Genomic DNA, 21,439 nt, shown 5'->3' with positions numbered 1-21,439 from the left:
GAGCGGGTCATTGTTTTGCACGGGTCGACCGGGGCAACCGGCCGTCATGGAGACGAATGACGGTGCGGAAGAAATGATCGAGACCCAGGGCGACGAGCATCACGTCGTGCTCAGCGCCGACACCAACGGCGACGGAAAGACCGACGTCTGGATGACCGACACCACAGGAGACGGCAAGGCCGATCTCTACCAGTTCGACACCACCGGTGACGGGCACATCGACCTGACGATGGTCGAACGGGGCGACGAGCCGGGCGTCGACCGGGTCGTCGTCGAGGGCGACGGCGGCCACCCGATGGAGAGCTGACCCTTCGTCACAACACCACGCCCGTCCGCCGGTCCTACGGCGTGCCCGTCCCCGTCAGCGGTCGCAGGGCGGCGGCGCCGGCCCGCAGGATCGCGGACACGGGCGGCCCCATCCAGCGGGTCAGTTCGCCCGGCAGCGCGGGGTCCAGTTCGATCGTCACCCGGACATAGCGCGTGTGCAGCCGCGCGACCTTGGCGTGACGGGGTGCGGCGGCATCGGGTTCCCGTTGCAGGGCGGCCCGGTAGGTGTCCTTGCGCTGGTTCACATCGTGTCCTGACGCTTGATGAGTTCGTCCGCGAGATCCATGTACGCCGATCCCTTGACCGTGACAGGGCTGCCGAACGACTGGGAGTACAGGTCGAGTCGGGGAATGTGGGTGGACAGCACGTCGAAGCCGCGTTCCGTGAGCGCTTCGCGGGCGTCCGCGTCGGGACCGGTACGGGTGGCGTCCGGACGGTTCGTCCGGTTCAGCAGGACGGCGGAGCGGGCCGGCCGGGCCCGCAGGGACTGGACGTCGCCCATCTCGCGGCCGATGGGCGCCATGCGGTCCAGTTCGATGGGGGACGGTGTCACCGGCACGATCCACTCGCTCGCGTACCGCATGACGCTCCGGGCGATGTGGGCGTGATCCTCCATCTGGGGGGCGTCGAACACCACGGCCTCCCGGTCGCCGAGGAAGTCGTTCACGCGCCGGTGCACGTCGCCCACCGGGAGGGAGAACACGGGGAAGGGGAAACCTCCCGCCAGTTCGCTCCACCGCAGCGCCGAGGACGCGGGGTCGCTGTCCACCAACAGGGGTGAGAAGCCCGACTCGTGCAACGCGTGGGCCAGCCACACCGCGCTCGTCGTCTTGCCCACTCCGGGTTTCAGGTTCACAAAGGCATAGCTCATCGACACAGGGAGCCACGCTAGTGACCACGGGGGACCGGCGGTCGCCCAAGCGGGGGGTACCGTCTCGTCGTTCACCCCGCCGCGCCCGTGAATCATCCCAATGGATCAACGTGCTGTGCCGTCGCACAGACCCGCACCGCGGCCACTGTGCACCCGCCGCCCGAAAGCACCGCCCCCTGTTCGCGCCCCGGCGCGGCTGATGCCATGCCCGGCATGTCTTCCGCAGCTTCCGCGCCTCCCGCATCCTCCGTATCGCCCGCACGCCGCACATCTCCCGCCACTCCGTCCCCTCCGGTCCACGGAACACGGACGAGCCCGTGCGCGGCGGAGCCGTCGGAGGACCGCCGATGAGTTCCGGCGACGGAGAGTCGCTCGCCGTCATGGTCTTCCTCGGCTTCGTCGCCGTGTCCCTGCTGTTGTGCGGCCTGGCGGCGGCCGACCTGGACGACCCCGAGCACTTCTACGCGGGCGGCGGCGCGGCCTTCGGGCCGGTCGGAGGCGGGCTGGCCATCGCCGGTGACTACATCTCCGCGGCCACCCTGCTCAGCACCACCGGCGCGGTCGCCCTCGACGGGGCGGACGGCATCCTGTTCGCCTGCGCCACCGTCGTCTCGCTCTATCTGATGATGCGATTCCTGGGTGAACCCCTGCGCAGGAAAGGGGTGTTCACCCTGGGGGACTTCGTCGCCGACCGCCTCGGGGCCTCCGCCGACCGCCTCGGCGCCCCCTCCGTGCGCCGGGCGCTCGGTGTCACCTCACTCGTCGTCCTCACCCCGCTGCTCCTGGTGCAGCTCTCCACCGCCGGACGCATCATGGCGGCCATGTTCGGGCTCCCGGACGGCGCGCTCACCGGGTGCACCGTCGCGGGCGGGGCCCTGATGGTCTGTTACGCCGCCTTCGGCGGCATGCGCGGCGTCGGCTACGTACAGATCCTGAAGGTCGGTGTGGTGCTCACCGCAATGCTGCTGCTGGCCGGGGTCGTCCTGGCCCGGTACGGATGGTCGCCACCGGCCTTGTTCGATGCCGCCCAGGAGCAATCCGGAGCGGGTACGGCCTACGCGCGCCCCGGACTCCACTTCGGTGACTCCGTCGCCGGGCGCCTCGACCTGATCGGCTTCGAGGCCACCCTCCTGGTCGGAGCCGCCTGTCTGCCGCACATCACCATGCGGATGCACCCGGTCCGGGAGGCCCGTACCGCGAGGCGCGCGGTCGGCTGGGCGGTCGGCCCGGTGGCGGTGGTGTGCGCCGGGGTCGTGGTGGCCGGGCTGGGTGCCTGCGCCCTGATGGGCCGGGGCCCGGTGCGGGCCGCCGACCCCGGGGGAGCGACCGCCCTGTTGATGGTGACGGGTGTGCTGGACCCGGTCGCCGGGGGCGTCCGGCACAGCATGCTGTTCGCGATCGTCGCCTGCGCCGTCTTCGCGACCACCCTCGCCGCCGTCGCGGGCATCACGCTGGCGGCCGCCTCCAGTCTCGCCCGTGACTTCGGCGGGCGGCCCGCGCACGGGGGCGGGGGCCGTTCGCCCGCCGGGGAGATCCGCCGGGCACGGCTGGGGATCGTCCTGGTCGGAGCGGTCGCCGTCGTCGTGTCGGCGGGCCTCGGGGACCGCGGCAGGCTGACGCTGATCTCCTTGTCGTTCGCCGTCGCGGCCTCGGTGCTCGCTCCGGTTCTGCTGTACGCGCTCTTCCTGCCCGGTCACTCCGCCACCGGGGTGCGCTGGACCGTCTACGGGACCCTTCCGCTCATCGTGCTGCTGCTCACGGGATCTCCCGCGGTGTCGGGCACCCCGTTCGCGGTCTTCCCCGATCACGACGTCCGCTGGTTCCCGCTCCAGACACCGGGGCTCGTCACCGTTCCGGCCGGCTTCCTCCTCGGGCTCGTCGGCCGCACGCCCAGGCGCACCCGCACGCTTCGGACGTCGTGGCCGCGGTCCTCAACCGCCGTGGGTGCGGGACCTCTTGACGGGGCTGGTGCAGACCTTTAGCGTCACGGCACATGAGGTTCACAGGTGAACTTTGTGTTCATCCATGTGAATCTCGCCTTCCCCCACCGTCTGCTCCATCCGACCAGACGAAAGGCCCTGACCGTCATGGTGAACAAGCGACCACATACCCGAACACCCTCCTTCCTTGCCGGACGTGCCGCCCCTCGGCTCCTGACGACGGCCACCGTCGCGGGCGTCGTCGCCGTGGTCACCGTCCTGGGCACGTCCAGCGCCGGCGCCGCCGACCCGAACGTCGCGCCCGGCGGCAACTTCGACCTGGCGGTGTGGCAACTCCAGGAGCCCGTGGGCTCCCCGGGCTCACCCACCACCATCTCCTCCGCCCGGCTGCAGGGGGCGAACGGCTACCAGGACGCGTACTTCTACACCGACACCCGCGACGGCGCGATGACCTTCTGGGCGCCCGAGAAGGGCGTCACGACGCCGAACTCCAACTACGCCCGCTCCGAACTGCGGGAGATGAACCGCGGCGGCAGCGCGGCGAACTGGTCGCTCAGCGGCAGCCACCGGCTGAGCGCGACACTCCGGGTGGTGTCGGTCACCTCCAACGTGTGCGTCGGTCAGATCCACCTCGGCTCCGGTGGAACATCCACCAAACCGCTGGTGGAGCTGTACTACCGCGCGAGCGGTGACATCGTCGTCGGCACCGAGAACTCGCCCTCGGGCGGCCAGACGACCCACACGGTCGGACATGTGGCCGTCGGCAAGACGTGGACGTACACGATCGCCGTCTCCGGCGGGGACACCATCGACCTGACCGTCAACGGCAGCACCACGCACTACGCGATCCCGTCGTCGTTCTTCCCCTACAAGCAGTACTTCAAGGCCGGCTCGTACAACCAGTCGTCCTCGGAGAGCACCACGAAGGGGGCGAGGGTCGCCTTCTACGGCCTGCAGGTCGCGCACGGCTGACGATCCGTCGGACACGGCGAAAGGGGTGAGCACGGCGCGATGCCGGGCTCACCCCCTTGCCGTCGGGGCGTCCGCTCAGAGCGACGTCATCACGTGCTTGATCCGGGTGTAGTCCTCGAAGCCGTAGGCGGAGAGGTCCTTGCCGTAGCCGGACTGCTTGAACCCGCCGTGCGGCATCTCGGCGACGAGTGCCATGTGGGTGTTGATCCACACACAGCCGAAGTCGAGCCTCTTGGACATCCGCATCGCCCGCGCGTGGTCCTTGGTCCACACCGAGGAGGCCAGCGCGTAGTCGACGCCGTTGGCGTACGCGACGGCCTGGTCCTCGTCCGTGAACGACTGGACGGTCATGACCGGGCCGAAGACCTCGTTCTGGACGATCTCGTCGTCCTGCTTCAGGCCCGAGACCACGGTCGGGGCGTAGAAGTAGCCCCTGTCGCCGACCCGGTGGCCGCCGGCCTCGATCCGCGCGTGCTTCGGCAGACGCTCGACGAACCCGGTCACCTGCTGGAGCTGGTTCGCGTTGTTGAGCGGCCCGTACAGCACGTCCTCGTCGTCCGGCTGCCCGGTCCTCGTCCCGGCCGCGGCCTTGGCGAGGGCGGCGGCGAACTCGTCGTGCACCGACGCGTGGACCAGGACGCGGGTGGCCGCCGTGCAGTCCTGACCGGCGTTGAAGAAGCCGCCGATCACCAGGTCCTCGACCGCCTTGGCCAGGTCGGCGTCCTCGAAGACCACGGCCGGGGCCTTGCCGCCGAGCTCCAGGTGGACCCGCTTGACGTCCTTGGCCGGGATCGTGCGCCGCACCACCGACGAGGCACTGCTGCGCTTCCTGGGGGACCGGCCCCATCTGCTCCTGACCCGGGGCGAGGACCGCTATGTCCTCGGGGTGCCGGAGCTGGCGGCGGCGGTCGGTGAGCTGCCCGGGGTGGCGGCCGGGGCCAGTCGCACCTTCCAGCCGGGGGACGCGCTGAAGGTCGCGCAGCGCGAGGCCCTGTGGGCGGTGTCCAAGGCCGCCGAGTCGGGCCGTGCCGTCGTCCACTACGGCGACGACGGGGCGGGCCGCTGGCTGCCGGACGATCCCGCCGTTCTGTCGGCACTGGTGGACCATGTGCTCGGCGATGTGCTGCGGTACGACGAGAGTCACGACTCGCGGCTGCTGGTCTCCGCCCGCACCTGGATGGAGCGCGACCGCCGCACCGAGACGGCGGCCGCCGCGCTGCACATCCACCCCAACACCCTCGCCTACCGGCTGCGCCGCTTCGGCGAGCTCTCCGACCGTGACCTGACGTCGACGGGAGCTCTGGCCGAGGTCTGGCTGGCGATCCAGGCGGCGGGAGCGCTGGGCCTCACCGACTGAGCGGGGCGGTGAGTACGGCCGGGCCGGACCTGGCCGTCCGGGCCGGACCTGCCCGGTCGCGGCCTGCTGCCGGATGGGTGTGGATCAGCCCGCGCGCCGCGCGACCGCCTCGACCAGCCGTGTGATGTCGGCGAGATCGGCCTCGAACTCGGCGGTGAGGTCGAGGGGGAGGTCCAGCCACGGGTGGAGCGCGCTGTGGCCGGGGAGTTCGCTGTCGTCGAGATGGCCCCGACGGCCGCGCGGGTCGCCGGCGCCGGGAGCGAAGCGGCCCGAGGCCTCGGACGCGGCGAAACCGATGACGAACGTGCTGATCAGGCGCTCCAGCCGGGGCACCTGAGGCTCGGGGACCCCGGCCTCGATGAGTGCGGTGTAGATGATGTCTACCGCCCGCAGGCCGTCCGGGGTGACAGCCGGCCGTGAGAAGAGCAGGTGTGCGGCCCAGGGGTGCTCCTGGGTCACCTTCCGGGCCGCGTGCGCGAGGGCGCGGAGCCGTGCGTCCCAGGTGACGTGCTCGGCCGGATCCGCCGGCAGCAACGCGGTGAGCAGCCGTCCGACCATGCCGTCCAGCAGCGCCGACTTGTCCGTGACGTGCCGGTACAGCGCCATCGGCGTCACCCCGATGCGATCGGCCAGGGCGCGCATCGAGACGGCGTCGACACCGTGCTCGTCGGCGATGCCCACCGCGGCGTCCAGGATCTCTTCCCGTCTCCCACTCATGGGTCTACAGTGTAGACGTATACGGTGTAGACGTGTACGCCGTATACGGCCACGGCCGTACACACGTACGGCGCAGACCTCATGAAGGACGGACGATGCTGATCGCAGAGGGATTGGTGAAGCGCTACGGCGCTCGCCACGCGCTCGACGGGTTCGACCTGACGGTCCCGGCCGGGGAGATCGTGGGCCTGATCGGTCACAACGGCGCGGGCAAGACGACGTTCGTCGAGATCGTCGCCGGTCTCGTACGTCCCGACGCGGGCCGCGTCACCATCGGGGCGCTCGACGCGCTGCGGGACGGCCGGGCCGCCCGGCGCTCTCTCGGCGTGGCCCCGCAGGAACTCGCCCTGTACGGCGGCGCCACCGCGCGGGAGAACGTGCGGCTGTTCGCGGGGCTGGCGGGATTCCGCGGACGCCGCGGGGACGCCGAGATCGCCCGGGTCCTGGACGAGCTGTGCCTGGAGGCCGTGGCCGACCATCCCGTGGCCGCCCTGTCCGGGGGCCTGCGCCGCCGGGTCCAGGCGGCCACCGCCATGGTCGGCTCACCGTCCTTCCTCCTGCTGGACGAACCGACCGCCGGAGCCGATCCCGAAACCCGCACAGCCCTGCTGAACGCGGTCCGGGCCCGGGCCGAAGCGGGCGCGGCCGTCGTCTACACGACCCACTACCTGCCGGAGCTCGTCGACCTCGGCGCCACGCTGGCACTGGCACGGGCCGGACGGATCATCGCGCGCGGCACACAGGAAGAGCTCACCCGCCACCTGCCCGGTGAGCTCAGGGTCACCTTCGCCGACCCCGGCGAACCCGAGCTGCGCCGGCCGACCACGGATCCCGGTGCCGATCTGGCGGCCCTGCTCGCGTCCGGTCGTACCCCCGTGTCCGTCGACGTCCGCCGCCCCGGACTGGACGATCTCTACCGGTCCATGGAAGGCGCGGAGACCGCGCCGCGGACGGAGGTTCGTGATGCCGCGTGAGTCCGCCGCCCGCCTGGCCGTGCTGGTCCGCCACAACGTGCTGCTGATGGCGCGCGAACCCGGTCCCGTCCTGAGCCGGATGATCCTCCCGCTCGTCTTCGTCACCTTGCTGCGCCCGCTCTATCTGACCGGGCAGGGCCGCACGGCCGGAACGGAACAGGCGGTCGTCGGTACGCTGGTCACCTTCTCGCTGCTCGCCCTCGGCATCTGCGGCGGCGCGATCCTCACCGAACGGCTCGGCCGCACCTGGGACCGCCTGCGCGGAACCGCCCTGCGCCCCGCCGAGCTGCTGGCCGGCAAGGCCGTTCCGGCCTTCGTGGTCCTGCTCGCCCAGCAGTTCCTCATCGTCGGCTTCGCCGTGTGCTTCTTCGGTCTGCGTGTCCCGCACCCGTTCCTGCTGCTGGGCGTCCTGCTCAGCTGGAGCTGTACGCTCCTCGGACTCGGCACCCTGCTCGGTGTGCTGGTCCGCAGCCTGGGCGCGCTCTCGGCCGCCTTCGACATCGGCGGCATGCTGCTGAGCAGTCTCGGAGGGGCGCTGGTCCCGCCGGCCGCCCTGCCGGCCTGGGTCTCGGACGTGGCCCCCGCCTCACCCGGCTACTGGGCCGCTCGCGGCCTGCGTGCCGCCCTGTCCGGCGACACGTACGCCGTGGCGGAGTCCTGCGGCACGCTCCTGGCCGTGGCACTGGTCTGTGGCGCCGGGGCATCGGTCCGACTGGTGGGCCGCAGCGGCCGGTTGGTGGCCCTCTAGGCCTTTGGCGCCGTCACGGTCCTTCGGTTCGGCGCAGGCCCGCGACGAGTGTCCCGACCAGTCGGCGCGCGTCGTAGCGGGGGTCGTTGTGGGCGCCGATGCAGAGGTTGCCGACGCCGCGCATCAGTTGATAGGCCGTCAGGCCGGGGCGGATCTCGCCGGCTTCGGCGGCGGCGTCGAGGAGTCGGGTGCACACGGGGAGCAGCCGGTCGATGAAGTACTTGTGCAGGCTGTCGAACGCCGTGTTGTCGGGCTGAAGGGCGGCGGCGAGCCCGTGCTTGGTGACGAGGAAGTCGACGAACAGGTCGATCCACCGTGACAGCGCGGTGTAGGGGGACGCGCAGTCGTTCAGCAGGGCCGGACCCGCCTCGGCGCAGGCCTCGACCTGGTGCCGGTAGACGGCGACGATGAGATCGGCCCGCGTCGGGAAGTGGCGGTAGATCGTGGCCGTACCGACGCCGGCCCTGGCCGCGATGTCGCGCACGGGTGCCTCCACACCCGACGTGGCGAAGATCGCGGCGGCCGCGTCCAGCAAGGTCTCCTGGTTGCGCCGGGCGTCGGCCCGCCTGGGCCGTGCCGACGCCTTCCCCGTGGTGTCTTCGCTGTCGTTCATCGCGCCCTTCCCTGTACGGCCGGACAGCCAAACGGAACAGTGTTCCGTATCGCCTTGCTAAGCGGGACAGTGTTCCGTATCGTCAAGCGGGACAGTGTTCCGTTTGCTCATGATGGCAGACCGGGGACCCGGCGACCAATCTCGCCGCCGTCCTCACGCTTACCCGTATCGAAGGAGGCAGGGGCATGCAGTACCGCACTTTGGGCCGCACCGGCGTGCAGGTCGGCTCGCTCGCGCTCGGCGCGATGAACTTCGGCAGGATCGGGCGCACCACCCAGGACGAGGCCACCGCCATCGTCGATGCCGCCCTGGAGGGCGGGATCAATCTCATCGACACCGCCGACATGTACGGCGACGGCGAATCGGAGGAGATGGTCGGCAAGGCCATCGCCGGCCGCCGCGACGACATCGTGCTGGCCACGAAGGCGGGCATGCCGATGGGGGAGGAGCGCAACCACCGGGGCTCCTCGCGCCGTTGGCTGATCACCGAGCTGGACAACAGTCTGCGCAGGCTCGGTGTCGACCACGTCGATCTCTACCAGATCCACCGGTGGGACCCGGCCACCGGCGACGAGGAGACCCTGTCGGCCCTGACCGACCTGCAACGCGCGGGAAAGATCCGCTACTTCGGCTCCTCGACCTTCCCCGCCCACCGCATCGTGCAGGCCCAGTGGGCCGCCCGTGAGCATCATGTGAGGCCGTACGTCACCGAACAGCCCAGCTACTCCATCCTGCAACGGGGTATCGAGGCCCATGTCCTGCCCGTGACCGAGGAGTACGGGCTCGGTGTCCTGGCCTGGAGCCCGCTGGCCTCGGGCTGGCTGTCCGGCGCGGTCAGGAAGGGCCGGGAGATCACCACCAGCCGTTCGGCGTTCCTGCCGCAGCGCTTCGACCTCTCCGTCCCCTCCAACCAGGCCCGGCTGGATGCCGTGGAGCGTCTGGCGGTGATCGCCGAGGAGGCCGGACTCACGCTGATCCAGCTCGCACTCGGCTTCGCCACCGCGCATCCCGCCGTGACCAGCGCGCTGATCGGCCCCCGGACCCTGGAGCACCTGCGCACCCAGCTCGCCGCCGCGGACACCGTGCTCCCGGCCGACGTGCTCGACGCGATCGACGCCGTCGTGTCCCCGGGGACCGACCTCGCCGCTCACGAGAAGTTCGACACCCCGCCCGCCCTGCTCGACCCGGCACTGCGCCGCCGCTGACGGCCCGGTGGAACGGTCCTGACGACCCCGTCCGGGTCAGAGTTCCGGAGTGGGGCCGCCAGGAGTCCGGGGGCGAACGCGGTGTGCCGACCGGTGTACGCCTCGATCGGCCGGTGTGCGACGCGGTCAGCCGGTGTACGCCTCGAACTCGGACAACTGCCCGGCGGGCCAGCCGGTGTTGCCCGTGACGACCACGCGCAGATAGCGGGTGGGGGTGCCGGACAGGGTGAGGGTCGCGGTGTTGCCGCTCGACGGATCGAACCTGTATCCGGCCGACGCCTTGAGGGTGGTGAACGTGGTGTTGTCGGTGCTGCCCTGGAGGCTCAGGGTCTGGGTGCGCGTGGCCCACGCGGTCGCCGGAGGCAGTCTGAGGACGACGCGCTTGACCGCTTTCGCGGCGCCCAGGTCGACGGTGAGGGACTGCGGGAAGGCGTTGTTGACGCTCTCCCAGTAGCTGTTCGCGTTGCCGTCCACCGCGTTGGCCGCGGGGTAGACGTCCGTGTGGCTCGACTCGGTGACCGGCCGGTTCTTGGCGAGGTTCACGGTGGGGTCGGTGGGCGGGTCGGTCGGAGGATCGGTGGGCGGATCGGTCGGCGGAGGAGTGCCGCCGCCGGGTACTCCGCCATTGGTCCACTTCGGGGCCGGCCAGTTCCCCGTGCAGGCCGGCGGATCGGCGTACCAGCCGCTGTTGCCCGCGCCCCGGGTGATCTGGAAGCCGGAGCCGACACAGTTGTGGATCGGGTTGGACTGGCCGATGTTCGTGGCCGTGACGTTGCTGAAGGAGGCCGTCCCAGGGGCCTGGATCTGGAGTGCGTAGGTGCCGGCTCCGTCGATCCGCACATGGTCGAAGCGCAGACCGTTCGTGGCCCCCTCGATGTTCATGATCGCGGCGTAGGAGCTGTCGAGGATCTCGCTGTCGGTGATGTCGACGGTCGCGTTCAGGGGCTCGTTGAGTCCGCTGAACCAGACCGCGCCGACCCCGAACTGCCAGTTGTAGTCGTTGTTCCCGGCCCGTATCAGGGTGTTGCGGGCGGCCGTGATGGTGCCGGAAACGGCCGTGCCCTGGCCGGAGTTGACCCCGGGATAGCGGTTCGCGACATGCAGGCCACCGCCGTTGGTGACGGTGTCCGCCATGACGTTGTCGGAGAGGGTGATGTCCTTGCCGCCGTACGTGACGATGTTGTTCGCGAGGATCGGCAGGACCACCGTGTCGAAGGTGAACTTGTTCTTGACGTTCGGGACGCTCTCCGCCCACATCGCGAGGCCGTCGTCACCGGTGTTCCGTACGAACGTGTTGGTGACGGTGGAGTTGGTGACGCCCATGTGGAAGTTCACGCCGTCCGCGGTCTGATCGAGGATGCGGCTGTTCTTGATGGTGAGGTTGTTCATCGGGCCGTCCATCCAGGCCCCGCACTTGGTGTGCTGCATCCACACGTTGTCGACCGTGGAGTCGGACAGGGCGCCGCCGATCGCGTTGACCTGGTCGTTGTCCACGCGTTCGCGGATGTCGCCGATGATGGCGAAGTCCTTGAGCGTGACGTTCTTGCTGCCGCCCTGACCGGCGTACTTGCCGTAGACGCCGACGGCTTTCGACCGGTCCACCGGGTCGCGGCCGGTGAGGACGCTGTACCAGGGGCCGGCCCCGGCCAGCGTCACCTGGTCGACGACGATGTGATCGCGGACCTGGAACGTGCCCTGCGGGATGTACACGGTCCTGCCCTGCGCCTTGCCCGCGTCGACGGCCGCCTGGATCTTCGCGGTGGAGTCCGAGGCGCCGGTCGGATCCGCGCCGAAGTCGCCGACGACGTCGAGGGCTCCGGACGGTCTGCCGACCGGCGCGCCCACCTGTTCGAAGTCGGCGAGGTCGATGGTGAACGAGGGCGACTCGCTCGTGGAGGACACCTGGAGGCGCACCTTGCTGCCCGCCGGCAGCGTGGAGCCGAACATGGTGCGGGTCTCGTCGTAGAAGTGATGCGGATTGCTGTCGCCCGGGTTGTTGTTGAACGGATAGCCGCCGTAGTACCAGCCGTACTTGGAGGTCACCGGGACACTCTTGAGCCGGGTGCCGTCGACCTTGAGGTCGAGGCTCGCGTCGCGTCCGCTGCCCGCCGCGTTGTCGGGCAGCGAGTAGCGGAACGACATCGCGTTGGCCGGCGCGGTCAGCGTGAACTCGACGTACTCGCCCGTCGCGTCCAGCGTGACCGCCTGGCGTCCGGACGCCTCGGAGGGGAGATGACCGTAGAGCCGGTCCGGGCCGATGAGGGTGCCGTCGGTGGCGGCGTACTCGGCTTCCTGTTCCTTGAAGGGAACGGCCGCGCCCCGGCCGGAGATCCCGACGGGGGAAGGGGCGGGTACCCCCGCGGCGGCAGCGTGGGGGGCCAGGGCCACCGCGACGACGGTGCCGGCGGCGGCGAGTGCCAGCGACACGGACGCCGCCGTGCCGCGTCGCAGGGATCTGCCTTGGGGAAAGGGAGTCACAGGTGTGCGTCCTTAGGGCTCGTGGGGTGAGCGGACGCAAGAAGGCTAGGAGTGGGGGCAAGAGAAGTCTATGAACGTGCGCAAGATTGATACAGAGGTCCGCAATTAATCGACTGTCCTGCTGCCGGGGCTCCGTGTATCGCGGGCGTATCGAAAACCGCATACGCCACCGCAACCGGCCGTCCCTTTCACTGGCGGCATGAGTCACGACGCACCCTTGTCAGCACCGCCCCGCCGCACCCGCGGGATCGTGCTCCGCGGCCTGGCGGTCCTCGGCCTGGCGAGCGCGCTGTTCGTCATACGGGGGCCGCTCCTGATGTCCGCCCCGAGATGCATGGCCGGGCGCTGGCACGGCTGCTACGACACCTTCAACGGTGTGGTGCTCATGACGTTGGTCGCGCTGCCGATGGCGGTGCTGGTGGCGTGGGCGCTCGCGTACCGGCGGCACGCCGCGGGCTTCGGTTCGGCGTTGGCGTGGCGCACGTCGCTGGCCGAGGTGGGCATGGTCCACGGGACGGTGCCGTTCCTGTGGCTGACCATGATGCCGGGCCTCGCGCCGGGCGTCGCTCCCCGTCGGGTGAGCCTGGTGCCGCTGCGGGACCTGGTCGCGATGGGGACGCTCGGGATCGTCGGCAACCTGCTGGTCTTCGCGGCGCTGGGATTCTTCGCCCCCATGCGGTTCGCGGCGCTGGCGTCCGTGCCGCGGATCCTGGCGCTCGGGGCGGGCTGCTCGGTCCTGGTCGAGGTCGCCCAGTACGTCCTGTGGCTGGACCGGGTCTCCTCCGTGGACGACGTCCTGGTCAACGCCACCGGCGCCGTGCTGGCCGGGCTGGCCTCGCGCCGCTGGTGGCGCGCCCCGGCGGAAGCGTCGTCGGACGCACCTCGCCCCGCGCCGGCGCCGGTGGGCTGAATCGTGGGTCCGGTACGCACACGTCGTCGCGATACGCCGGCGACACGACGCACTGCTTAGGCTTCGGACATGCGTGTACTGATCGTGGAGGACGAGCCCTACCTGGCCGAGGCCGTCCGTGACGGTCTGCGGCTGGAGGCGATCGCCGCCGACATCGCCGCCGACGGCGACTCCGCCCTGGAACTGCTCGGCGTCAACTCCTACGATCTCGCGGTCCTCGACCGTGACATCCCCGGCCCCTCCGGCGACGAGGTCGCCCGGCGTATCGTCGCCTCCGGCAGCGGCATCCCGATCCTCATGCTCACCGCCGCCGACCGGATCGAGGACAAGGCTTCCGGGTTCGAACTCGGCGCAGACGACTACCTCACCAAACCGTTCGAGCTGCGGGAACTCGTGATGCGGCTGAGGGCGCTCGACCGCCGGCGCGCGTACGCCCGGCCGCCGGTCCGCGAGATCGCGGGTCTGCGCCTCGACCCCTTCCGCCGGGAGGTCTTCCGCGACGGACGCCATGTCGCGCTCACCCGGAAGCAGTTCGCGGTGCTGGAAGTCCTCGTCGCCGGCGAAGGCGGTGTCATCAGCGCCGAAGAGCTGTTGCAGCGGGCCTGGGACGAGAACGCCAACCCCTTCACCAACGCCGTCCGCATCACCGTGTCCGCCCTGCGCAAACGGCTCGGCGAACCATGGATCATCGCCACCGTGCCCGGCGTCGGCTACCGGATCGACACCGGAACGGACACCGTCACACACAGCGGGTCGGACACGGGGCCGGACACCGTCCCCCAGAGAGGGTCGGACACGGGGCCGGGCGCGGGGACGGACGCCACCCACCCCGGCGGCACGCATGGATAGACACCCGGGGCACAGCGCCCGGCTGAGACTGACCCTCAGCTACGCCGGATTCCTCTTCGTCGCCGGCACGCTCCTGCTGGTCGTCATGTGGGTGTTCGTGCTGCGCTGGCTTCCGACGAACGACCCCCGGCTCATCCAGAAGACGTACGGCGCCGTGATCATCGTCGGGCCCAGCCGCTCCGACCTCCTGCGCGGCTTCGCCCCCGCCGCGGCGGTCTCACTGGGCTTCCTGTTGGTTTTCGGCCTCCTCGGGGGATGGATCCTCGCAGGCCGGATGCTCTCGCCCCTCACGCAGATCACGGACGCGGTACGAAGGGCCGGGAGCGGGTCGTTGTCCCACCGCATCCGTCTGAAGGGCCGCCAGGACGAGTTCCGCGAACTCTCCGACGCCTTCGACTCGATGCTCGAACAACTCGAGTCCCAGGTCGCCGAGCAGCAGCGGTTCGCCGCGAACGCCTCCCACGAACTGCGCACCCCGCTGGCGATCTCACGGACACTGCTGGACGTCGCCCGCAAGGACCCCACGCAGGACCGGGAGGAACTCATCCGACGCCTGCACGCCGTGAATACGCGGGCGATCGACCTCACCGAGGCCCTCCTGCTGCTCAGTCGCAGCGAGAGCGGAAACCTTCCCCGCGAGAGCGTCGACCTCTCCCTCGTCGCCGAGGAAGCCGCCGAGACGCTGCTCCCCTTCGCCGAGGAGCGCCGGATCACGCTCGACGTCACCGGCGGGGCGGCCCGGACCAGCGGCTCCGCGGAGCTTCTGCTGCGGATGGCGACGAACCTCGTCCAGAACGCCGTCGTCCACAATCTCCCCGAGGGCGGCACCGTGTCGGTCCGCACCGGGACGGACGGCCGCGCGAGTGTGCTGCGGGTCGAGAACACGGGCCGTCCGCTCCCGCCGGAACTGGTACCCACCCTCACCGAACCGTTCCAGCGCGGAACGGAACGCGTCCGCACCGGCGAGCACGCGGGCGTCGGCCTCGGCCTGGCCATCGTGGCCGGCATCGTCCGCGCCCACGACGGGGCCCTCGAACTCGCCCCCCGCCCCGACGGTGGTCTCCTCGTCACGGTCAGGCTGCCCGGCGCGCCGTAGGCGGATCCCCGAGCGGGGCGCACCGCCCCGGGTGACGCCGATCAGCCGGCGGTTCCGTAGGCGGCCATGAACATGTCCACGAGTCCGTCGACCGCGTCCGTGTCGATCGGGCGGGTCGACATCAGGCTGCGGTAGTACAGGGCACCGCACAACACCTCGGCGGCGAACTCCAGGTTCGCGTCCGCGGTCAGTTCGCCGGCGCGCTGGGCTCGGCTGATCCGGTCGAGGGTGCTTCGCTCGACCGTGGCCAGGAAGCGTTCGTGCAGCGTCGCCCGTAGCGTGGCGTCTCCTTGTGCCTCGGCGATGACCGCGCGGTAGACGGGGCCGATCGGCGGGCTGGAGAGGGCCGCGCCGGAACGGAGGAACTGCTCGCGCAGATCCTCGCGGACGTTCCCCGTGTCGCGGTAGTCCAGGTCGCTGGTCCATACGCGGCTGAGCGCGTCGAGCAGCAGCGCCGCCTTGGAGGGCCAGCGCCGGTAGATCGTGTGCTTTCCGACTCCGGCCCGGCGGCCGACGGCCTCGATGCTCAGGCCCGCGTATCCGACCTCCGCGGCCAGATCGAGGGTCGCCTGCAGCAGCTCCTCGGTGCGCGCAGCACCCCGGCGCCGTGGCGCGGCGGGCGGTTCGGTCATGAGTCCACCCTATCGGCACGTGCCGTGCCGTTGACAAGGCCGGGTTCGCGCGGAATATTCGGTCCTATCGGCACGGTGCGTGTCGATGACGGACGGGTGGCGTGCCGCCACCCGCGTGCCCGAGAGTGCGGACAACGGATCCTCAAGGGGGAGTTCTGTCATGAGCAGCACGGACAGCGGCCGGCACGAGGGGTTCACGGCCGAAGAGCGGGCCGCGATGAAGGACCACGCCAAGGAACTGAAGAAGGAGGCCCGCCGCGGTTCGCGCGCGGACAAGGCGGCCGAGGCTGCGCGGGACGTCCTCGCGAAGATCGCCGAGATGGGGGAGTCCGACCGGATCATGGCCGAGCGCGTCCACGCCGTCGTCACGGCGAGCGCCCCTGTCCTCGCGCCGAAGCTCTGGTACGGCATGCCCGCCTACGCGCTGGACGGCAAGGTCGTGTGCTTCTTCCAGAGCGCGGAGAAGTTCAAGGCACGGTACGCGACGCTCGGGTTCAGCGATCAGGCGAACCTGGACGAGGGCACGATGTGGGCCACCGCGTTCGCCCTGACCGAGCTGACGGCCGAGGTCGAGGCGAAGATCGGCGCGCTCGTGAAGCAGGCGGTGAACTGAGGCACCGGACCACGGCGCCCGGACGAAGCCCGGGACACGTGTGCCTCGCCCGGAGTGACTGCGCCGGGCGAGGCGCGCGAGGTCGCCGGTCCCTGGGATCCAGGGCCGTTGAGCCCGTCCTCAGCGACTCTTGCGTACCCGGGCGGCCGCGCGGGCTTCCGCGGCCTTGCGGGCGTCCGCGGTCTTGCGTGACTCCTTGGCCTTTCCGGGACGCGTGCCGATGCCCCGGAAGGGCGCGTTGCCGGTGCTCGTCGTCGGCCCGGTGGGCGGGCGCTTGGCCCCGGTGATGGCGGTGAGCGCTGCCTCGCCCGAACGCACCTGGGTGACGGTCGGCCGGATGCCGGCCTCGGACATCAGACGGTTCACGTCGCGCCGCTGGTTGGGGGTGACCAGGGTGACCACCTTCCCGGACTCCCCGGCGCGCGCCGTGCGTCCGCCGCGGTGCAGGTAGTCCTTGGCGTCGGCGGGCGGATCGACGTTGACGACGAGGTCGAGCGCGTCGATGTGGATGCCCCGGGCGGCGACGTTGGTGGCCACCAGCACGTTGATCTCGCCGTTCTTGAACTGCGCGAGCGTGTGCGTGCGCTGCGGCTGCGACTTCCCGCTGTGCAGGGCGGAGGCACGGATGCCGCTGGCCCGCAGATGACGGGTGAACTGGTCCACGGCCGCCTTCGTGTCCAGGAACATCAGCACCCGGCCGTCCCGAGCGGCGATCTCGGTCGCCGTCGCGTACCGGTCGGCGCCGTGGATGTTCAACTGGTGGTGTTCCATCGTGGTGACCGACCCCGCCAACCGGTCGACCGAGGCGACGACCGGGTCGTGCAGGTAGTTCTGTACGAGCTGATCGACGTTGCGGTCGAGCGTGGCCGAGAACAGCAGCCGCTGACCGTCGGCGCGCACCTGATCCATGAGGTCCGAGACCTGCGGCAGGAAGCCCAGGTCGCACATCTGGTCCGCCTCGTCCAGCACCGTGATCCGCACCTGGTTCAGGAGGCAGTCCCGGCGTGACACCAGGTCCGTCAGCCGTCCCGGCGTCGCGACGAGCACCTCGACGCCGCTGCGCAGCTGAGCCTGCTGCCGGTTGATCGACAGCCCGCCCACCACCGTCCCCAGTCGTACGTCCAGGGTCTGCGCGTACGGTTCCAGCGCCTCGCTCACCTGCTGCGCGAGCTCCCGGGTCGGCACCAGGACCAGCGCCAGCGGCCGCTTCGCCTCCGCACGGCGGCCCGCGGTCCGGGCGAGCAGGGCCAGTCCGAAGGCCAGCGTCTTGCCGGACCCTGTCCGTGCCCGGCCGAGGACGTCGTGTCCGGCCAGGGCGTTCGGCAGCGTCGCGGCCTGGATCGGGAAGGGCTCCGTCACTCCGAGCCCGGTCATCCGGGCCACCAGCTCCGCCGGCAGGCCGAGAGCGTCGAACGACGCGGCGGGAGGCAGGCCCGCGGAGCGGGACGGTGGTGCCGAGGTGTCGTCCCCCGGCGCCGGCTGCTCTTCGCCGGCGTCGGAGAGTCCGGAGAGTCCAGGGGCCGGCGGCTTCGCGTTCATGGGGAACCTTCCTCAGTCTGACGCCCGGAACGCCCCGGGGCCCGTGCCACTCGGCACGGGCCCCGGCGACTTCGAAGCGTGTCCCCCATTTTACCAGCGGGCCGACGGGCGCCGGCCGGGCAGCCGGTGACAGGCGGCAGGCCTCTCCGTCCTTCGATGTGACCTTCTTCCTTGCCATCGGCGCCCCGGTGTGGCAAGCATCTCCGGAACGAGTCTCCGAAGAACTGTTATTCGAGGTTCCGCGGGCGGTCTCCCAGGCAACGGCAGCATCGTTCGGAGTCGAGGACAGGAAAGTTTTCATGAGGAGACAGCACGGGGTGGAGCCGGCGGCATTGGTGACTGCCGCCCGGACGGGCGACTCGGCGGCTCAGGACGCCCTGGTGAGCGCGTATCTCCCCTTGGTCTACAACATCGTCGGGCGCGCGCTGAACGGCTCCGTCGACGTCGACGACGTCGTGCAGAACACCATGCTCCGCGCCCTGGACGGCCTGGACGGCCTGCGTACGCCGGAGAGCTTCCGCTCCTGGCTCGTGGCGATCGCGATGAACCAGGTCCGGGCGCACTGGCGGGACCGGCAGCTCGCCCCGGACGGTGTGGAGGAGGCGGAGGAGCTCGCCGACCCCGGCGCCGACTTCGTGGACCTGACCCTGATGCGGCTTCAGCTCTCCGGTCAGCGCCGGGAGACCGCGCTGGCGACCCGCTGGCTCGCCCCCGACGACCGAGGCGTGCTCTCCCTGTGGTGGCTGGAATGCGCCGGTGAGGTGACCCGGACCGAGGTGGCCGAGGCGCTGGAGGTGTCGCCGCAGCACGCGGCGGTCCAAGTGCAGCGGATGAAGGCGCAGCTGGAAACGGCTCGCGTGGTGGTACGGGCCCTCGGCGCCCGCCCGCCCTGCGCGGAGCTGCGGGGTGTCCTCGCCTCCTGGGACGGCCGGCCCTCGGCACTGTGGCGCAAGCGCATCGCCCGGCACGCCCGCGACTGCGTCCGCTGCTCCGGCCTGTGGAGCGGACTGATGCCCGCGGAGGGACTGCTGGCCGGTCTGGCGCTGATCGCCGTGTCGCCGGGGCTGACCGCCGCGCTGCGCGACGCTTCCGGCGGGATGGCCGCCACGGGCTCGGCGTCACGGGACCCGGCCGCCGCGGGGCACGGGGAAGCGGGCCCGTCGGGGGCCGCCGGGCACCGGGCTCCCGGCGGAAGGGCGGCCTCGCGCGGCGAGGCTCGCCGGCGCCGGCGCGTACGGCGCAGGGCGCTGGGCGGTGCCCTGGTGGCGGTCTGCGTGGCGGGCGGCGGTCTCTGGTATCTGGAGATAGGGCCCGGAACACGAACCGACGGGGCGGTACCCTCGCGGACCGCGGGCGACCCCGTCATGGACCTCTCCGCTCCCGACGCCTCCGCCTCGGCGCCGGCGAGCGCCACGGCATCCGCATCGGCCTCGCCGTCGGCGTCCGCGTCGAAGAAGGCGAAGGCGAAGGCGTCCAGGACACCCCGTCCCGCCGAGCCGAGCACGTCGGCCGGCGCCCCCTCGGCCGCGCCGACCCGGAGGGTGTCCGGTGTGGCCCAGGCGCAGTCGGCCCCGACGACCACCGTGGCGCAGGTGGTCGCGCTGGTGAACAAGGAACGGGCGGCCGCCGGCTGCGGACCGCTCACCGAGGACCCGCAGCTGGAGGACGCGGCCCAGGCCCACTCCGACGACATGGCCGCACGCGACTTCTTCGAACACACCAACCCCGACGGCGCCGACCCCGGTGAGCGCATCACCGCCGCGGGCTACCGCTGGTCCACGTACGGCGAGAACATAGCCATGGGTCAGCAGACCCCTGCGGCGGTGATGGACTCGTGGATGAACAGCCCGGGACATCGCGCGAACATTCTCAACTGCTCGTTCAAGAACATCGGGGTGGGTGTGCACAAGGGGCCGGGCGGCCCGTGGTGGACACAGGACTTCGGGGCGAAGCTCTGATGCCCGGTACTGCGTCCCGGGCGCGAGGTTCGCTGGTCATGGCCCTGCCCGAGTTGCCACGGGGCCGGACGCGCCTCAACTGACGTGCCAGCCGGGTTCGAGACGGTCGAGGAGCGCGCGGAAGGCCGCGTCCGCCGGCTCCCGGCCGTCCTCGGCCTGGGCGGCGACGACCAGGCCGAAGGTCGTGTCGACCAGCAGGGTGGCCTCCGTCCCGGCCCGGACCCGTGACATGCCGAGGCTCTGGAAGACGGAGGTGAGCAGCTCCGTCCACTCGGTCAGCACGTCACGCAGGACGGGCCCGTACCGGTCGGGATCGATCAGGCTGGCGGCCATGATCTCGACGTAGAGGGGGAGGGCGGGGCGCAGGTCGGGGGCGTCGAACCGCCGCCAGATCTCCTCCATGAAACGGCGGAGGCCCGCCGGGTCCCGTGGGGACTCCTCGGCGGCGAGCGTCTCCCGGGCCCGCAGGAGCGGTCGCCTCTCGTCCAGGGCGAGGGCCTCGGCGACCATGCCCTCCTTGGTCCCGAAGTAGTACAGGAGCATGCGGTCGCTGGTTCCCAGGGCTCGGGCGAGCGGGCGCAAGGAGAGTCCGGCCAGGCCGTTGCGCACCAGGTACGCACGGACCCGGTCGGTCAGCTCGCGGCGTTTGGCCTGGTCGGAGGGTCGTGCCATGAGGGCTCCCGGCGGCCGCGGTGTCTCTGAGTGGTCGTGTGACACCAGACATATTCCATATGTGCCGGTGCGTACTCTTGGAAAGGATTCTTACTGTAGCGAGCGCTACATGCATATTTGTTATCGTGACGGGCGTTACGTGAACGCGTGACCTGACAATGTCCGGACCGGTCGTCGACGGGTCCGTGCCGCTCGGGCGGTGTGGTCGCCGGCAGTGCAGAAGGGACTGATTCCCATGGCCCCTGGGGCCATCGACCTCCTGGCGACACCTCGCCGGGGGCGCTTTGCCCGGCTCTGCCGCCGGCCCGAGCGAACGGGGCGTGAGGACGCCACGACACGTGATCAGCGGGACGAGGCATCGGCGGAAGCCGCACCCACCTCGTGGCTCGCCCGGAACCGGGCTCTTTGGTCGCGTGCCCTGAGCCCCATCCGCCCGTTCGACGCGCCCCGCGCCCGTGTCACCCCCTGGGAGGCCTCCTGGCCCCTGTCGCGGGAGCTGACCTCGGCCCGGCGGGCCCGCCGTCTGGTGACGGCACAGCTGGACGAGTGGGATCTGGAGGACGTGGCCGACACCGCGGAGCTCCTGGTCAGCGAGCTGGTCACCAACGCTCTGTGCCATACGCGCGGCCCCCTGCGGCTCAACCTGTGCCTGCGCGGCGACCGCCTGCTGTGCGAGGTCGAGGACACGGAGCCCGAATGTCCGGTACGGCGCGAGGTCGACGCCGACGCGGAGGGCGGTCGCGGGACCGAACTGCTCGACCTGCTCGCCGAGAACTGGGGCAGCACCTGCACACCGACCGGCAAGACCATGTGGTTCGAAGTGTCCACACGGACTCCGGCGTAGCACTCGCCGGGCCCCCGGCGGAGATCGCGCCCGCCCCGTCGATCAGGCGGCGGGCGGCGACCGTCCAGCCCCGGTGCTTCTCCCGGGAAGGGTGCTGAAAGGCCGCCGCGACCACTGTCCCGAG

At 71.0% G+C, this 21,439-nt stretch carries 21 protein-coding genes and 1 pseudogene; 13 read left to right on the top strand and 9 right to left on the bottom strand.

Annotated features, from left to right (window positions below; genetic code table 11):
• Positions 1-46: 46 nt before the first annotated feature.
• A complete protein-coding gene (locus ACF07B_RS11035) occupies positions 47-307 on the top strand; it encodes a hypothetical protein (RefSeq protein ID WP_369481751.1) in 261 nt (86 codons plus the stop codon).
• 34 nt (positions 308-341) lie between these two features.
• Here the strand turns inward: ACF07B_RS11035 and ACF07B_RS11030 are convergent, their stop codons facing one another.
• The gene (locus ACF07B_RS11030; protein WP_392178672.1) at positions 342-572 is read right to left on the bottom strand and encodes a hypothetical protein; all 231 of its coding nucleotides are present in this window, start codon (positions 570-572) and stop codon (positions 342-344) included.
• Positions 569-1,198, bottom strand: coding sequence for an AAA family ATPase (locus ACF07B_RS11025; RefSeq protein ID WP_369481749.1), 630 nt, complete (start codon positions 1,196-1,198; stop codon positions 569-571). The genes ACF07B_RS11030 and ACF07B_RS11025 overlap by 4 nt, the downstream gene beginning before the upstream one ends.
• Before the next feature lie 347 nt (positions 1,199-1,545).
• Here ACF07B_RS11025 and ACF07B_RS11020 point away from each other — a divergent pair, with 347 nt between their 5' ends.
• Both ACF07B_RS11020 and ACF07B_RS11015 read left to right on the top strand, forming a co-directional pair.
• Complete coding sequence (locus tag ACF07B_RS11020) at positions 1,546-3,180, top strand: cation acetate symporter (protein ID WP_392178671.1); 1,635 nt, start codon at positions 1,546-1,548, stop codon at positions 3,178-3,180.
• A gap of 24 nt (positions 3,181-3,204) precedes the next feature.
• A complete protein-coding gene (locus ACF07B_RS11015; RefSeq protein ID WP_392178670.1) occupies positions 3,205-4,110 on the top strand; it encodes a polysaccharide lyase family 7 protein in 906 nt (301 codons plus the stop codon).
• A gap of 75 nt (positions 4,111-4,185) precedes the next feature.
• Here the strand turns inward: ACF07B_RS11015 and ACF07B_RS11010 are convergent.
• A pseudogene (locus ACF07B_RS11010) lies at positions 4,186-4,896 on the bottom strand (aldehyde dehydrogenase family protein); the annotation flags it as partial.
• Positions 4,897-4,903: 7 nt separating this feature from the next.
• Here ACF07B_RS11010 and ACF07B_RS11005 point away from each other — a divergent pair.
• Entirely contained in the window at positions 4,904-5,467 is a 564-nt protein-coding gene (locus ACF07B_RS11005; RefSeq protein WP_392178763.1) for a PucR family transcriptional regulator, read from the top strand.
• Positions 5,468-5,551: 84 nt separating this feature from the next.
• Here the strand turns inward: ACF07B_RS11005 and ACF07B_RS11000 are convergent, their stop codons facing one another.
• Entirely contained in the window at positions 5,552-6,184 is a 633-nt protein-coding gene (locus tag ACF07B_RS11000; protein WP_392178669.1) for a TetR/AcrR family transcriptional regulator, read from the bottom strand.
• 95 nt (positions 6,185-6,279) lie between these two features.
• Between ACF07B_RS11000 and ACF07B_RS10995 the strand changes: the two genes are divergently transcribed.
• Together ACF07B_RS10995 and ACF07B_RS10990 are read left to right on the top strand one after the other, a co-directional pair.
• The gene (locus tag ACF07B_RS10995) at positions 6,280-7,158 is read left to right on the top strand and encodes an ABC transporter ATP-binding protein (protein WP_392178668.1); all 879 of its coding nucleotides are present in this window, start codon (positions 6,280-6,282) and stop codon (positions 7,156-7,158) included.
• Positions 7,148-7,906, top strand: coding sequence for an ABC transporter permease (locus ACF07B_RS10990; RefSeq protein ID WP_392178667.1), 759 nt, complete (start codon positions 7,148-7,150; stop codon positions 7,904-7,906). Before ACF07B_RS10995 ends, ACF07B_RS10990 begins: the two co-directional genes overlap by 11 nt.
• Positions 7,907-7,919: 13 nt before the next feature.
• Here the strand turns inward: ACF07B_RS10990 and ACF07B_RS10985 are convergent, their stop codons facing one another.
• Positions 7,920-8,519: a TetR/AcrR family transcriptional regulator gene (locus ACF07B_RS10985; protein ID WP_392178666.1), complete on the bottom strand. Its 600-nt coding sequence runs from the start codon at positions 8,517-8,519 to the stop codon at positions 7,920-7,922.
• A gap of 185 nt (positions 8,520-8,704) precedes the next feature.
• On the opposite strand from ACF07B_RS10985, the gene ACF07B_RS10980 reads away from it, so the two are divergent.
• Positions 8,705-9,724, top strand: coding sequence for an aldo/keto reductase (locus ACF07B_RS10980; protein ID WP_392178665.1), 1,020 nt, complete (start codon positions 8,705-8,707; stop codon positions 9,722-9,724).
• A gap of 126 nt (positions 9,725-9,850) precedes the next feature.
• Here ACF07B_RS10980 and ACF07B_RS10975 read toward each other — a convergent pair whose 3' ends face one another.
• The gene (locus tag ACF07B_RS10975) at positions 9,851-12,202 is read right to left on the bottom strand and encodes a discoidin domain-containing protein (protein WP_392178664.1); all 2,352 of its coding nucleotides are present in this window, start codon (positions 12,200-12,202) and stop codon (positions 9,851-9,853) included.
• 199 nt (positions 12,203-12,401) lie between these two features.
• Between ACF07B_RS10975 and ACF07B_RS10970 the strand changes: the two genes are divergently transcribed.
• The 3 genes from ACF07B_RS10970 to ACF07B_RS10960 all read left to right on the top strand — a co-directional run bounded on the left by ACF07B_RS10970 (position 12,402) and on the right by ACF07B_RS10960 (position 15,057).
• Complete coding sequence (locus tag ACF07B_RS10970) at positions 12,402-13,112, top strand: VanZ family protein (RefSeq protein ID WP_392178663.1); 711 nt, start codon at positions 12,402-12,404, stop codon at positions 13,110-13,112.
• A gap of 69 nt (positions 13,113-13,181) precedes the next feature.
• A complete protein-coding gene (locus ACF07B_RS10965) occupies positions 13,182-13,961 on the top strand; it encodes a response regulator transcription factor (protein WP_369485553.1) in 780 nt (259 codons plus the stop codon).
• The gene (locus ACF07B_RS10960; RefSeq protein ID WP_392178662.1) at positions 13,954-15,057 is read left to right on the top strand and encodes a sensor histidine kinase; all 1,104 of its coding nucleotides are present in this window, start codon (positions 13,954-13,956) and stop codon (positions 15,055-15,057) included. The genes ACF07B_RS10965 and ACF07B_RS10960 overlap by 8 nt, the downstream gene beginning before the upstream one ends.
• Positions 15,058-15,098: 41 nt before the next feature.
• On the opposite strand, the gene ACF07B_RS10955 is transcribed toward ACF07B_RS10960, so the two are convergent.
• Positions 15,099-15,689 carry a TetR/AcrR family transcriptional regulator gene (locus tag ACF07B_RS10955; RefSeq protein ID WP_392178661.1) on the bottom strand — a complete coding sequence of 197 codons (591 nt, stop codon included), beginning with the start codon at positions 15,687-15,689 and terminating at the stop codon, positions 15,099-15,101.
• A 160-nt stretch (positions 15,690-15,849) separates the two neighbouring features.
• On the opposite strand from ACF07B_RS10955, the gene ACF07B_RS10950 reads away from it, so the two are divergent.
• Positions 15,850-16,302, top strand: coding sequence for an iron chaperone (locus tag ACF07B_RS10950; protein WP_369485550.1), 453 nt, complete (start codon positions 15,850-15,852; stop codon positions 16,300-16,302).
• 120 nt (positions 16,303-16,422) lie between these two features.
• On the opposite strand, the gene ACF07B_RS10945 is transcribed toward ACF07B_RS10950, so the two are convergent.
• Positions 16,423-17,841 (bottom strand): DEAD/DEAH box helicase, encoded by a 1,419-nt coding sequence (locus tag ACF07B_RS10945; RefSeq protein WP_392178660.1) that lies wholly within the window; start codon positions 17,839-17,841, stop codon positions 16,423-16,425.
• A 299-nt stretch (positions 17,842-18,140) separates the two neighbouring features.
• Between ACF07B_RS10945 and ACF07B_RS10940 the strand changes: the two genes are divergently transcribed.
• Positions 18,141-19,799: a sigma-70 family RNA polymerase sigma factor gene (locus ACF07B_RS10940; RefSeq protein ID WP_392178659.1), complete on the top strand. Its 1,659-nt coding sequence runs from the start codon at positions 18,141-18,143 to the stop codon at positions 19,797-19,799.
• A gap of 75 nt (positions 19,800-19,874) precedes the next feature.
• On the opposite strand, the gene ACF07B_RS10935 is transcribed toward ACF07B_RS10940, so the two are convergent.
• Positions 19,875-20,471, bottom strand: coding sequence for a TetR/AcrR family transcriptional regulator (locus tag ACF07B_RS10935; RefSeq protein ID WP_392178658.1), 597 nt, complete (start codon positions 20,469-20,471; stop codon positions 19,875-19,877).
• 235 nt (positions 20,472-20,706) lie between these two features.
• Between ACF07B_RS10935 and ACF07B_RS10930 the strand changes: the two genes are divergently transcribed.
• A complete protein-coding gene (locus ACF07B_RS10930; RefSeq protein WP_392178657.1) occupies positions 20,707-21,315 on the top strand; it encodes an ATP-binding protein in 609 nt (202 codons plus the stop codon).
• The last annotated feature ends 124 nt before the right edge of the window (positions 21,316-21,439 follow it).

Origin of the sequence: Streptomyces sp. NPDC015532 (genome assembly GCF_043078065.1) — a bacterium.
Lineage (GTDB): Bacteria > Actinomycetota > Actinomycetes > Streptomycetales > Streptomycetaceae > Streptomyces.
This window is presented reverse-complemented; position numbering and strand designations above follow the sequence as displayed.

Coding starts and splice junctions, on each gene's coding strand:
- ACF07B_RS11035 (WP_369481751.1), top strand. CDS start 47: ATGGAGACGAATGACGGTGCGGAAGAAATGATCGAGACCCAGGGCGAC.
- ACF07B_RS11025 (WP_369481749.1), bottom strand. CDS start 1,198: ATGAGCTATGCCTTTGTGAACCTGAAACCCGGAGTGGGCAAGACGACG.
- ACF07B_RS11020 (WP_392178671.1), top strand. CDS start 1,546: ATGAGTTCCGGCGACGGAGAGTCGCTCGCCGTCATGGTCTTCCTCGGC.
- ACF07B_RS11000 (WP_392178669.1), bottom strand. CDS start 6,184: ATGAGTGGGAGACGGGAAGAGATCCTGGACGCCGCGGTGGGCATCGCC.
- ACF07B_RS10995 (WP_392178668.1), top strand. CDS start 6,280: ATGCTGATCGCAGAGGGATTGGTGAAGCGCTACGGCGCTCGCCACGCG.
- ACF07B_RS10990 (WP_392178667.1), top strand. CDS start 7,148: ATGCCGCGTGAGTCCGCCGCCCGCCTGGCCGTGCTGGTCCGCCACAAC.
- ACF07B_RS10985 (WP_392178666.1), bottom strand. CDS start 8,519: ATGAACGACAGCGAAGACACCACGGGGAAGGCGTCGGCACGGCCCAGG.
- ACF07B_RS10980 (WP_392178665.1), top strand. CDS start 8,705: ATGCAGTACCGCACTTTGGGCCGCACCGGCGTGCAGGTCGGCTCGCTC.
- ACF07B_RS10970 (WP_392178663.1), top strand. CDS start 12,402: ATGAGTCACGACGCACCCTTGTCAGCACCGCCCCGCCGCACCCGCGGG.
- ACF07B_RS10965 (WP_369485553.1), top strand. CDS start 13,182: ATGCGTGTACTGATCGTGGAGGACGAGCCCTACCTGGCCGAGGCCGTC.
- ACF07B_RS10960 (WP_392178662.1), top strand. CDS start 13,954: ATGGATAGACACCCGGGGCACAGCGCCCGGCTGAGACTGACCCTCAGC.
- ACF07B_RS10955 (WP_392178661.1), bottom strand. CDS start 15,689: ATGACCGAACCGCCCGCCGCGCCACGGCGCCGGGGTGCTGCGCGCACC.
- ACF07B_RS10950 (WP_369485550.1), top strand. CDS start 15,850: ATGAGCAGCACGGACAGCGGCCGGCACGAGGGGTTCACGGCCGAAGAG.
- ACF07B_RS10945 (WP_392178660.1), bottom strand. CDS start 17,841: ATGAACGCGAAGCCGCCGGCCCCTGGACTCTCCGGACTCTCCGACGCC.
- ACF07B_RS10940 (WP_392178659.1), top strand. CDS start 18,141: ATGAGGAGACAGCACGGGGTGGAGCCGGCGGCATTGGTGACTGCCGCC.
- ACF07B_RS10935 (WP_392178658.1), bottom strand. CDS start 20,471: ATGGCACGACCCTCCGACCAGGCCAAACGCCGCGAGCTGACCGACCGG.
- ACF07B_RS10930 (WP_392178657.1), top strand. CDS start 20,707: ATGGCCCCTGGGGCCATCGACCTCCTGGCGACACCTCGCCGGGGGCGC.